General features: G+C 64.0%; 10 protein-coding genes. All 10 read left to right on the forward strand.

Annotated features, from left to right (window positions below; all coding sequences use genetic code 11):
* The first annotated feature begins 150 nt into the window (after positions 1–150).
* A complete protein-coding gene (gene carB, locus RM190_RS08080; RefSeq protein WP_311758905.1) occupies positions 151–3,483 on the forward strand; it encodes a carbamoyl-phosphate synthase large subunit in 3,333 nt (1,110 codons plus the stop codon).
* A gap of 256 nt (positions 3,484–3,739) precedes the next feature.
* A complete protein-coding gene (locus tag RM190_RS08085) occupies positions 3,740–4,108 on the forward strand; it encodes a COG4315 family predicted lipoprotein (protein WP_311758906.1) in 369 nt (122 codons plus the stop codon).
* Between the two features lie 426 nt (positions 4,109–4,534).
* Positions 4,535–4,702 (forward strand): hypothetical protein, encoded by a 168-nt coding sequence (locus RM190_RS08090; RefSeq protein WP_311758907.1) that lies wholly within the window; start codon positions 4,535–4,537, stop codon positions 4,700–4,702.
* A 97-nt stretch (positions 4,703–4,799) separates the two neighbouring features.
* Positions 4,800–5,900 carry a chorismate synthase gene (gene aroC / locus RM190_RS08095; protein WP_311758908.1) on the forward strand — a complete coding sequence of 367 codons (1,101 nt, stop codon included), beginning with the start codon at positions 4,800–4,802 and terminating at the stop codon, positions 5,898–5,900.
* A 147-nt stretch (positions 5,901–6,047) separates the two neighbouring features.
* Positions 6,048–7,076, forward strand: coding sequence for a substrate-binding domain-containing protein (locus tag RM190_RS08100; RefSeq protein WP_311758909.1), 1,029 nt, complete (start codon positions 6,048–6,050; stop codon positions 7,074–7,076).
* Positions 7,077–7,145: 69 nt separating this feature from the next.
* Positions 7,146–8,336 (forward strand): phosphate ABC transporter permease subunit PstC, encoded by a 1,191-nt coding sequence (gene pstC / locus RM190_RS08105; protein WP_311758910.1) that lies wholly within the window; start codon positions 7,146–7,148, stop codon positions 8,334–8,336.
* Positions 8,333–9,688, forward strand: coding sequence for a phosphate ABC transporter permease PstA (gene pstA, locus RM190_RS08110; protein WP_311758911.1), 1,356 nt, complete (start codon positions 8,333–8,335; stop codon positions 9,686–9,688). Before pstC ends, pstA begins: the two co-directional genes overlap by 4 nt.
* A 20-nt stretch (positions 9,689–9,708) precedes the next feature.
* Entirely contained in the window at positions 9,709–10,506 is a 798-nt protein-coding gene (pstB, locus tag RM190_RS08115) for a phosphate ABC transporter ATP-binding protein PstB (RefSeq protein WP_311758912.1), read from the forward strand.
* 19 nt (positions 10,507–10,525) lie between these two features.
* The gene (phoU, locus tag RM190_RS08120) at positions 10,526–11,248 is read left to right on the forward strand and encodes a phosphate signaling complex protein PhoU (protein ID WP_311758913.1); all 723 of its coding nucleotides are present in this window, start codon (positions 10,526–10,528) and stop codon (positions 11,246–11,248) included.
* A 3-nt stretch (positions 11,249–11,251) separates the two neighbouring features.
* Complete coding sequence (phoB, locus tag RM190_RS08125; RefSeq protein ID WP_311758914.1) at positions 11,252–11,941, forward strand: phosphate regulon transcriptional regulator PhoB; 690 nt, start codon at positions 11,252–11,254, stop codon at positions 11,939–11,941.
* Positions 11,942–11,974: the final 33 nt, after the last annotated feature.

Raw genomic sequence — 11,974 nt, forward strand, 5'->3', positions numbered from 1 at the left:
CGAGGCCGGTCTCCGGCATGTCGCCCAGCCCAGCCCGTCCGACAGCTTCGGAGCGGGGAAATTTCGCGCAGGACCGTCTCGGACCCTTGCGCCTTGGCTTGCCACCGCTATAACCCCGGACGATTTATCAGCCGCCAGCCCGAGGACATCATGCCGAAAAGAACCGATATCAAATCCATCCTGATCATCGGCGCCGGCCCCATCGTCATCGGGCAGGCTTGCGAATTCGACTATTCCGGCGCCCAGGCCTGCAAGGCGCTGCGGGAAGAAGGCTACCGGGTCATCCTGGTGAACTCGAACCCGGCGACGATCATGACCGATCCGGAAATGGCCGATGCCACCTATATCGAACCGATCACGCCCGAGGTTGTCGAAAAGATCATCGCCAAGGAACGCCCCGACGCGCTTTTGCCGACGATGGGCGGGCAGACCGGCCTGAACACGGCGCTGGCACTGGCTGACATGGGCGTGCTGAACCGCTATGGTGTCGAGCTGATCGGCGCGCAGCGCGCAGCCATCGAGATGGCCGAGGACCGCAAACTGTTCCGCGAGGCGATGGACCGCATCGGGCTGGAGAACCCGCGCGCGACCATCGTCGCCGCACCGAAACTGGCCAATGGCAAATACGACATCCAGTCGGGCATCGCGCAGGCGCTGGCCGATCTTGAAGAAATCGGCCTGCCCGCGATCATCCGCCCCGCCTTTACCCTTGGCGGCACTGGTGGCGGCGTGGCCTATAACCGCGACGATTACGAACGCATCGTGCGCTCGGGATTGGAAGCCTCGCCCGTGGCGCAGGTGCTGGTCGATGAATCGCTACTGGGCTGGAAAGAGTACGAATTTGAGGTCGTCCGCGACCGCGCCGACAACGCCATCATCGTCTGCTCGATCGAGAACGTCGATCCGATGGGCGTGCATACCGGCGACTCGATCACCGTCGCTCCGGCGTTGACCCTGACCGACCGCGAATACCAGCGCATGCGGAACGGCAGCATCGCCGTGCTGCGCGAGATCGGCGTGGAAACCGGCGGCTCGAACGTGCAATGGGCGGTGAACCCCAAGGACGGCCGCATGGTCGTGATCGAGATGAACCCGCGGGTCTCGCGCAGCTCGGCTCTGGCCTCGAAGGCGACGGGCTTCCCGATTGCGAAGGTCGCGGCGAAGCTGGCCGTCGGCTATACGCTGGACGAGCTGGACAACGACATCACCAAGGTGACGCCGGCCTCATTCGAGCCCTCGATCGACTATGTCGTGACCAAGATCCCGCGCTTTGCCTTCGAGAAATTCCCCGGATCGAAGCCGGAACTGACCACGGCGATGAAATCCGTGGGCGAGGTCATGGCGATTGGCCGGACGTTCCACGAGTCGCTGCAGAAGGCACTGACCTCGATGGAGAATGGGCTGACCGGTCTTGACGAGATCGAGATCGTCGGCGCGCCCGAGAAATCGGCCATCGTCAAGGCGATCAGCGCCCAGACCCCCGACCGTGTGCGCCTGATCGCGCAAGCCATGCGCCACGGCTTGACCGATGACGAGATCGGACATGCGACCGCTTTTGATCCCTGGTTCCTGGCCCGCCTGCGCGAGATCGTCGATGCCGAAGACGTGGTCCGCGCCTCGGGCCTGCCCGCCGATCTGGACGGGCTGCGCAAGCTGAAGATGATGGGCTTCACCGATGCCCGCCTTGCGGCGCTTTCGGGGCGCTCGGAAACGGCCGTACGCCATGCCCGCCGCGCGCTGGAACTGCATCCGGTCTTCAAGCGCATCGACACCTGCGCCGCCGAGTTCGAGGCACAGACCCCCTATATGTATTCGACCTATGAAGCGCCCGCGATGGGCGATGTCGAAAACGAGGCTCGTCCCAGCGACCGCAAGAAGGTCGTGATCCTTGGTGGTGGTCCGAACCGTATCGGTCAGGGGATCGAGTTCGATTATTGCTGCTGTCATGCCTGTTTCTCGTTGACCAAGGCCGGCTTCGAGACGATCATGATCAACTGCAACCCCGAGACCGTGTCGACCGACTACGACACCTCGGACCGGCTGTACTTCGAACCGCTGACGCTGGAACATGTGCTTGAGATCCTGCGCATCGAACAGGAAAACGGCACGCTGCACGGGGTCATCGTCCAGTTCGGTGGCCAGACACCCCTGAAACTTGCCAACGCGCTTGAGGCCGAGGGCATCCCGATCCTGGGCACCAGCCCCGACGCCATCGACCTGGCCGAGGACCGCGAGCGGTTCCAGAAGCTGCTGAACGATCTGGATCTGCGCCAGCCGATCAACGGCATCGCCCGCAGCGATGCCGAGGCGCTGGAGATCGCGGGCCGGATCGGCTTCCCGCTGGTCATCCGCCCGTCTTACGTGCTGGGCGGCCGCGCGATGGAGATCGTGCGCGACATGGATCAGCTGAACCGCTATATCCGCGAGGCCGTGAAGGTGTCGGGCGACAGCCCCGTGCTGCTCGACAGCTACCTGTCCGGCGCGATCGAGGTCGATGTGGACGCGCTGTCCGACGGCAAGACCGTCCATGTCGCGGGCATCATGGAGCATATCGAGGAAGCCGGGGTCCATTCCGGCGACAGTGCCTGCTCGCTGCCGCCGCATACGCTGGATGCTGCCACCATTGCCGAGATCAAGTCCCAGACCGTGGCCATGGCCAAGGCGCTGAACGTCGTCGGCCTGATGAACGTGCAATTCGCGATCAAGGACGGCACGATCTACGTTCTCGAGGTGAACCCGCGGGCTTCGCGCACCGTGCCTTTTGTGGCCAAGGCCACCGACAGCGCCATCGCCTCGATCGCGGCGCGCCTGATGGCGGGCGAGCCGATGTCGAACTTCCCCGCGCGCGAGGCATATCCGGCGAATGTCGGCCCCGAAACCGCGCTGCCTTTTGCCGACCCGCTGACGCTGGCCGACCCGAACACGCCCTGGTTCTCGGTCAAGGAAGCGGTGCTGCCATTCGCGCGCTTCCCCGGTGTCGACACGCTGCTTGGCCCCGAGATGCGCTCGACGGGCGAAGTCATGGGCTGGGATCGCACCTTTGCACGCGCCTTCCTGAAGGCGCAGATGGGCGCGGGCACGCACCTGCCGACCGAAGGTCTGGTCTTCGTCTCGGTCAAGGACGCCGACAAGTCCGATGCGCTGGCCGAGGCGGCCCGCGATCTGACCGGAATGGGCTTCCGGCTGCTGGCGACCAGCGGCACCGCGGAATTCCTGCGCGGGGCAGGGGTCGAGACGGAACTGGTGAACAAGGTCTATGAGGGCCGCCCGAACATTGTCGACCGTCTGAAGAACGGTGAGATCGTCATGGTCCTGAACACCACCGAGGGCGCGCAGGCCATTGCCGACTCGCGCGACATTCGGGCCGTCGCGCTGAACGACAAGATCCCCTACTTCACCACCGCTGCCGGAAGCATCGCGGCGGTGGCAGCGATCAAGTCGCGCGAAGAGGGAGAGGTCAGCGTCCGTTCGCTGCAAGCCTGATCCGCACGCCGGATCCGATTGAAATTCCTTGGGGGCCCCGCGCAAGCGGGGCCCCTTGCCATTTGCCTCTTGCGTTGGGGCAATCGCGTTTTCGGACCTTGGTCTCAGGTATTTTCAGACCTTGGGGTCAGGGACACTGCGCATCAGGTCTGACGACCCCGCGCAGGGGTCCGGACAGGCTGGAGCAATCGCAGGGCGCGGCGCCAGATGGGGATGGCTGGGACCAGAAATCCCGCCCAACTCAGGAGGATGACCGATGAAGACCCTGATGATCCTGGCTGCGCTGGCGCTGTCTGCCGCCCCGGCGCTGGCCCAGCCCACGATGGTCGCCAAGACCGCCAGCGGCGAGGTGCTGGTCGATGCCAAGGGCATGACGCTTTACACTTTTGACAAGGACGGCGGCGGCGCCTCGGCCTGTGTGGGCGAATGCGCGGTGAACTGGCCGCCGCTGCCCGCCGCATCCGACGCAAAGGCCGAGGGTGACTTCGCTCCCGTCGCGCGGGCCGACGGTTCGGCCCAATGGGCCTACAAGGGCAAGCCGCTTTATACCTGGATCAAGGACAAGGCGCCCGGCGACATTACCGGCGATGGCGTGAAGGAGGTCTGGCACCTTGCTCGACCCTGAAGGGGGCAGGGGCTGGCCGGCGATTGTGGCCCGTCCCACCTGACCTGACCGGTGCACATGAAGAACGGCCGGGGACGCGGGTCTTCGGCCGCTTCTGCCTGTCGTGTCGGCAAGGGAACCGGCGCGGCGCCTGGGCGTTCACCGGAAAGGACCGGGCACATCCCATCCATCGGATGGCGCCCACTATCGCGGATTCAAAGGCTTGAATGGGGAAAGGGCGCGGGTGTCTCCGGCCCGCGCCCTCCCTCGTCGCTCGAGCGCACCCCACCACAAGCACGAAAGAGCGACTGTCTCGTAAAGGAATCGATCACCGCATCATGCCCTGCAACCCTGTCGCAGTCGAGCATTGCGCCAGAACCTTCGCGCAGGGCCACGGAGCAGAAGGGATGATACCAAATACTCGTTAAACTTCTAACGGGAACTGCAATGCACGACCGTGGGTTGAAGGAACTTGCCCGAATCCTGCCGATCTTCTGCGGCAACCGCGCGTCCTTTCGTCCCGATCTCATTGCGATCAGGATAGTCACATTCGGTCGTGAACGCGACGTGAAATCGAATAAAGAACTGATAAAAGCCGGGATTGGCGCCGAATAGTGATTCGTCTGGACCTTGTACAGGTGGATAAGGACGGCATTTCCCGTTGCCCGCGCCGCCTCGCGCCGCTATCGCAGTCCAAAAGGTTCGGGATCCCATGAGCGTCAACAGTTTCGGCCGCGTCTTCACCTTCACCACCTGGGGCGAAAGCCACGGACCGGCGCTTGGCGTCACCGTGGACGGCTGCCCGCCGGGTGTCTCGCTGGATGAAGCCTTCGTGCAGCAATTTCTGGATCGCCGGCGTCCCGGAACCTCGAAATTCACCACGCAGCGGCAAGAGCCGGATCAGGTCCGCATCCTGTCCGGCCTGTTCGAGGGCAAGACCACCGGCACCCCGATCCAGCTGATGATCGAGAATACCGACCAGCGCAGCAAGGATTATGGCGACATTGCCCAGGCCTTCCGTCCCGGTCATGCCGACATTGCCTATCACCTGAAATACGGGATCCGCGATTATCGCGGCGGGGGACGCTCCAGCGCGCGCGAAACCGCGGCACGGGTCGCGGCGGGGGGCGTCGCGCAGGCGGCGTTGCTGGCGCTTGTGCCGGGGCTGAAGATCACCGGCTACATGGTCCAGATGGGTGCGCTTCACCTTGATCGGGCGAATTTCGATCCGTCCGAAATCCCGAACAACCCGTTCTTCCTGCCCGATGCGACAGCCGTGCCCGCGTGGGAGGAGTACCTGAACGGCATCCGCAAGGACCAGAACAGCGTCGGCGCCGCGATCGAGGTGCTGATCCAGGGTTGCCCGCCCGGCCTTGGCGCACCGGTCTATGGCAAGCTCGACACGGATCTGGCCGCGGCCATGATGTCGATCAACGCGGTCAAGGGCGTCGAGATCGGCGAAGGCATGGGCGCCGCCGCGCTAACCGGGACCGAGAACGCGGACGAGATCCGCATGGGCAATGACGGGCCGCGCTTTCTGTCGAACCACGCGGGCGGCATCCTGGGCGGCATCTCGACCGGGCAGGACATTGTCCTGCGCTTTGCGGTGAAGCCGACCAGCTCGATTCTGACGCCTCGCCGGACCATCAACCAGCAGGGCGAGGAAATCGAGCTGATCACCAAGGGGCGGCACGATCCCTGCGTCGGCATCCGCGCCGTTCCGATCGCCGAGGCCATGACCGCCTGCGTGATCCTGGATCACCTGATGCTGGATCGCGCCCAGACCGGTGGTGTCCGCGGCACCATCGGCTGACGGGTTATCCACGGGATTCTTGCGGCGATGCGGTTTTCCGGGTTATTGTCACATAGCCGTCACACTTCCTTTGCATAAGCGTCGCATCTCGACACTAGGGATCGCGCAGGCCCTTCACGGCCCCCAGGAAATGTCAGGAGTCATCCTATGAAATCCGCGAAACTCGCTGTTTCGGCCCTTGCAATGATCGCCGCTTCGGCGACCATCGCCTCTGCCCGTGACCAGATCCAAGTCGCCGGTTCGTCGACCGTTCTGCCCTATGCCACCATCGTTGCCGAGGCTTTCGGCGAGAACACCGACTTCCCGACCCCGGTCGTGGAATCGGGTGGCTCTTCGGCCGGCCTGAAGAAATTCTGCGAGGGCGTGGGTGAAAACACCATCGACATCGCGAACTCGTCGCGGCCGATCAAGGAATCGGAAATCGCGGCTTGCAAGGGCGCGGGCGTCACCGACATCATGGAAGTCCGCATCGGCTATGACGGGATCGTCTTTGCCAGCGACATTTCCGGCAATGACTTCCAGTTCACCGCGCAGGACTGGTTCAACGCGCTGGCCGCACAGGTCGTCAAGGACGGCAAGGTCGTCGCCAACCCCTATACCAAGTGGAACGAGATCCGCGCCGATCTGCCCGAGCAGGACATCCTGGCCTTCGTTCCGGGCACCAAGCACGGCACCCGTGAAGTGTTCGAGGAAAAGGTGATCGCGGCGGGCTGCAAGGAATCGGGCGCTGCCGATGCCTTCAAGGCCGAGCTGGGCGAAGAGAAGGCCGGCGAGGCGTGCATGGCGCTGCGCACCGACGGCAAGTCGGTCGACATCGACGGCGACTATACCGAGACCCTGGCCCGCATCCAGTCGGCCAAGAACGGCATCGGCGTCTTCGGCCTGTCCTTCTACGAGAACAACACCGACAAGCTGAAGGTCGCAACCTTCGCCGGCGTCACCCCCTCGACCGAGAGCATCTCGACGGGTGAATACGCCGTGTCGCGCCCGCTGTTCTTCTATGTGAAGAAGGCCCATATCGGTGAAATCCAAGGCCTGAAGGAATTCGTGGAATTCTTCGTCTCGGACGAACTGGCCGGTCCTGACGGGCCGCTGGCTGCCTATGGCCTTGTCTCGGACCCCGAACTGGCCGCGACCCAGGCTGCGGTTTCGGCTGAAACCGTCCTGACCAACTGATCCGGTCGGCGCGGGGTGCGATGACGCCCCGCGCCGCCCTTCTTCCTTTCCCAACGCCCCGAGGCTCACATGCCTGTCTCCTGGACCCTGCTGATCGTCCTGGCCATGGCAGTTGCGGGATTCTTCATGGGCCGTTCGCGTGTTCTCGCGGCGGCCGGTGGCGATTCCCGTCGGCTGCATTCGCGCACCAGCTATTACGGCTGGAACGTCGCGCTGTTTACCGTTTTGCCTGCCCTGTTCCTGATCGCGATATGGATATTTGCGCAACCGGACGTGAATCGCACGCTGCTCGCGGGCGTGGCGCTGGTCCTGGCCATCGCGGGTCTTGTGATGACGCTGGGCCGCAGCACGCCCGAGTTCCGCGCCCGCATCGCGGTCGAAGCGGTTGTGCGCGGCCTGCTGATCCTGTGCTCCAGCATCGCGATCCTGACCACCGCCGGCATCGTCCTGTCGATGCTGTTCGAGACGGGGCAATTCTTCCGCCAATATTCGTGGAGCGATTTCTTCTTCGGCACGACCTGGTCGCCGCGCTTTGGTGGTGGGTCGCAACTGGGGATGTTGCCGCTGCTTTGGGGCACGCTTTACATCTCGATGATCGCGCTGGCTGTCTCGATCCCGATCGGGCTTTTCGCGGCAGTCTACATGTCCGAATACGCGACGCCCCGCATGCGCGGCATCGTGAAGCCGCTGATCGAGGTGCTGGCCGGGATCCCGACCATCGTCTATGGCCTTTTCGCGCTGACCATCGTCGGGCCGCTGCTTCGCGACTATTTCGCGCAGCCGCTGGGGCTGGGCAGTTCGGGGTCGTCAGTGATGACCGCGGGACTGGTCATGGGGATCATGCTGATCCCGTTCGTCAGCTCGCTTTCCGATGACATCATCAACGCCGTCCCGCAATCGCTGCGCGACGGCGCGCTTGGCCTTGGTTCGACCAAGTCCGAGACCGTGCGCAAGGTCGTGCTGCCCGCAGCCCTTCCGGGCATCGTGGGCGCTATCCTTTTGGCCGCCAGCCGCGCCATCGGCGAGACGATGATCGTGGTGCTGGGGGCAGGCGCCTCGGCCCAGATGGGGCTGAACCCGTTCGAGGCGATGACCACCATCACCGTCAAGATCGTCAGCCAGCTGACCGGCGACACCGACTTCGCCGCGCCTGAAACGCTGGTCGCCTTTGCGCTTGGCCTGACCCTGTTCGTCCTGACGCTGGGGCTGAACATCTTCGCGCTCTACATCGTGCGCAAATACCGGGAGCAATACGAATGAGCGACGCCACCATTTCGGCCGGCGCCCCGGCTTCCCAACCCAGGGCCTCGCTGCTGGTCCCGGACGCCCGCACCCGCAAGCGCAATGCCGCCGAAGCGCGTTTCCGGGCCTATGGGCTTGGCGCGATCATCATCTCGCTTCTGGCGCTGGTGGTGCTGCTGTTCACCATCTTCGGCGGTGGCATCGGCGCGTTCCGCCAGACCTATCTGACGATCCCCGTCACGCTGGACGCGGCGCAGCTTGACAAGTCAGGCAACCGCGACCCCGAAGAGATCAAGAAAGTCCTGACGCTGGCCTATGGCAAGATCCTTGACCAGTCGCTTCAGGCAGTCATCGCGCAGAACGGCATCGCGATCGAGGGGATCGCCGACAAGGATGTTTCGAACCTGATTTCGAAAGAAGCCTCGGCCCAGCTGCGCGCGCAGGTGCTGGCCGACCCGGAACTGATCGGCCAGACCATCCAGGCGCGCGTCCTGGTGAACGGCCGCGTCGACGGTTTCTACAAGGGCCGGGTGACGATGGAGTCGGCCGCACGTGACAGCAATACCTCGCCGGCGCAGCTGCAACTGGCCGAGGCGCTGAAGGACAAGGGGATGCTGGCGACCAAGTGGAACTGGTCATTCCTGACCAATCCCGACGCATCGGACCAGCGCCCCGAGGCCGCAGGCGTGGGCGTGGCCATTCTCGGCTCGCTTTACATGATGCTGGTGGTGCTTTTCCTTGCCGTCCCGATCGGTACGGCCGCCGCGATCTATCTTGAGGAATTCGCGCCGAAGAACCGCCTGACCGACATAATCGAGGTGAACATCTCGAACCTTGCGGCGGTGCCCTCGATCGTTTTCGGTATCCTTGGCCTTGCTGCCTTCATCAACTTTGCCCACCTGCCGCAATCGGCGCCGATCGTGGGCGGGCTGGTGCTGGTGCTGATGACGCTGCCGCGCATCATCATTCCCGCCCGCGCGGCACTGAAGTCGGTCCCCCCCTCGATCCGCGACGCGGCGCTGGGGGTCGGGGCCTCGAAGATGCAGTCGGTCTTTCACCACGTCCTGCCGCTGGCGACGCCCGGCATCCTGACCGGCGTCATCCTGGGGCTGGCACAGGCGCTGGGTGAAACCGCGCCCCTGCTGCTGATCGGCATGGTCGCTTTCGTCAAGAACTTCCCGGCGGCCCCGCCCGCAGGGCTTTTCGATCCCGCATCGGCCCTGCCGGTCCAGGTCTACAACTGGACCCAGCGCGCCGACCCCGCCTTCATGGAGCGGGCATCGGGCGCGATCATCGTGCTGCTGATCTTCCTGCTTTGCATGAACCTTTTCGCCATCTTCCTGCGTCGCAAGTTCGAGCGGCGGTGGTAAATCCAGAAGGAGTTGCCAATATGAACGACATGAGAATTCTGGAGCGCGCCGTGCAGCAGACCGATATCAAGATTTCCGCCCGCAAGGTGCAGGTCTATTACGGTGAAAAGCAGGCCATCAAGGACGTGGATGTCGACATCCTCGACAAGACGGTCACGGCCTTCATCGGACCCTCGGGCTGCGGCAAGTCGACCTTCCTGCGCTGCCTGAACCGGATGAACGACACCATCGACAGCAGCCGGGTCGAAGGCAAGATCACGCTGGACGGCGAGGATATCTACGACAAGCGCGTCGACCCGGTGCAGCTGCGCGCCCGGATCGGCATGGTCTTCCAGAAGCCGAACCCCTTTCCGAAATCGATCTATGAGAACGTGGCCTATGGCCCGCGCATCCACGGCCTGGCCCGCAACCGGGCCGAGCTTGACGAGATCGTCGAGAAGTCGCTGCGCGGCGCCGCGCTGTGGAATGAAGTCAAGGACCGCCTGAACGAACCCGGCACCGGCCTTTCCGGCGGCCAACAGCAACGTCTTTGCATCGCGCGTGCCGTGGCCACCCAGCCGGAAGTGCTGCTGATGGACGAACCCTGTTCAGCCCTTGACCCGATTGCCACCAGCCAGGTTGAGGATCTGATCGACCAGCTTCGCTCGGAATATTCGGTGGTGATCGTCACCCACTCGATGCAGCAGGCCGCGCGCGTCAGCCAGAAGACCGCGTTCTTCCACCTGGGCAACCTGGTCGAATACGGCGACACCGATGACATTTTCACCCGGCCGCGCGATCCGCGCACGGAAAGCTATATCTCTGGCCGCATCGGCTGAGCCGGAAAAGGATATTATCATGAACAGCGAACGCCATATCATGTCGGCATTCGACCGCGATCTGGAGACCGTCCAGGCGCTGGTCGTCAAGATGGGCGGCATGGTCGAGACTGCCATCCACGACGCCGCCATCGCGCTTGAAACCCGCGACGAGGAACTGGCCGAGGAAGTGCGCCGCCGCGATGCCGCGATCGACGCGCTGGAGCACCAGATCAACGAAGAGGCCGCCCGCCTGATCGCCCTGCGCGCGCCTCGCGCGACCGACCTGCGCACCGCGCTGACCGTGATCAAGATCTCGGCCATCCTCGAGCGGGTCGGCGATTACGCCAAGAACATCGCCAAGCGCAGCCATGTGCTGGTCCACATGCCCGCGGTCGAAAGCTCGGGCATGGCGCTGCGCCGCATGTCGGGCACGGTCGAGGGCATGATGAAGGACGCTCTGGACGCCTATATCCAGCGCGACCCGGAACTGGCCGCGGACGTGCGCAAGCGCGACCTTGAAGTCGACCAGATGTATAACGCGCTGTTCCGCGAGTTCCTGACCTACATGATGGAAGACCCGCGCAACATCACGGCCTGCATGCACCTGCATTTCATCGCCAAGAACATCGAACGCATGGGCGACCACGCCACCGGCATTGCCGAGCAGGTGATCTACCTCGCGACGGGCGAGCTGCCCGATGACGCGCGCCCGAAAAGCGAAAGCGTCACCCGCGCCACCCTGAACCAGGGAGAGGACTGAGACATGGCCCAGGCACAACCCTGCGTTCTGGTGGTCGAGGACGAGGGCGCGCAGCGGGAAGTCCTGAAATACAATCTCGAGGCAGAGGGCTTCTCGGTCGTTCTGGCCGAGAATGGCGATGAGGCGATGCTTCTTGTCGCCGAGGAACAGCCTGATCTGATCGTCCTGGACTGGATGCTGCCGAATGTCAGCGGGATCGAGGTCTGCCGCCGCGTCAAGGCGGACCCCAACACCCGCCAGATCCCGATCATCATGCTGTCGGCCCGCTCGGAAGAGGTCGACCGCGTCCGGGGGCTGGAAACCGGCGCCGATGACTATGTCATCAAGCCCTATTCGGTGGTCGAGCTGATGGCCCGCCTGCGCACGCAGCTGCGCCGCACGCGGCCCGCCTCGATGGGCGAAAGGCTGAGCTTTGCGGATATCATTCTGGATGCGGGCGAGCATCGCGTCTTTCGCGCCGGAACCGCGCTGCACCTTGGCCCGACCGAATTTCGGCTTCTGTCGACGCTGATGGAAAAGCCCGGCCGCGTCTGGACGCGCGAGCAGCTTCTGGACCGGGTCTGGGGACGGGACATCTATGTCGACACGCGCACGATCGACGTGCATGTCGGGCGGTTGCGCAAGGCGCTGATGGTGAACGGGGGTGACAATCCCGTGCGCACCGTCCGGGGAACCGGCTATGCGCTAGGTTGAAAGACCGGGGAAACCCTGAAGACCGCGGGCTGA

Origin of the sequence: Paracoccus broussonetiae (assembly GCF_031854425.1) — a bacterium.
Taxonomy (GTDB): domain Bacteria; phylum Pseudomonadota; class Alphaproteobacteria; order Rhodobacterales; family Rhodobacteraceae; genus Paracoccus; species Paracoccus broussonetiae.

Excerpts from the sequence above, each read along its gene's own strand:
- carB (WP_311758905.1), top strand. The coding sequence starts at position 151 with ATGCCGAAAAGAACCGATATCAAATCCATCCTGATCATCGGCGCCGGC.
- RM190_RS08085 (WP_311758906.1), top strand. The coding sequence starts at position 3,740 with ATGAAGACCCTGATGATCCTGGCTGCGCTGGCGCTGTCTGCCGCCCCG.
- RM190_RS08090 (WP_311758907.1), top strand. The coding sequence starts at position 4,535 with ATGCACGACCGTGGGTTGAAGGAACTTGCCCGAATCCTGCCGATCTTC.
- aroC (WP_311758908.1), top strand. The coding sequence starts at position 4,800 with ATGAGCGTCAACAGTTTCGGCCGCGTCTTCACCTTCACCACCTGGGGC.
- RM190_RS08100 (WP_311758909.1), top strand. The coding sequence starts at position 6,048 with ATGAAATCCGCGAAACTCGCTGTTTCGGCCCTTGCAATGATCGCCGCT.
- pstC (WP_311758910.1), top strand. The coding sequence starts at position 7,146 with ATGCCTGTCTCCTGGACCCTGCTGATCGTCCTGGCCATGGCAGTTGCG.
- pstA (WP_311758911.1), top strand. The coding sequence starts at position 8,333 with ATGAGCGACGCCACCATTTCGGCCGGCGCCCCGGCTTCCCAACCCAGG.
- pstB (WP_311758912.1), top strand. The coding sequence starts at position 9,709 with ATGAACGACATGAGAATTCTGGAGCGCGCCGTGCAGCAGACCGATATC.
- phoU (WP_311758913.1), top strand. The coding sequence starts at position 10,526 with ATGAACAGCGAACGCCATATCATGTCGGCATTCGACCGCGATCTGGAG.
- phoB (WP_311758914.1), top strand. The coding sequence starts at position 11,252 with ATGGCCCAGGCACAACCCTGCGTTCTGGTGGTCGAGGACGAGGGCGCG.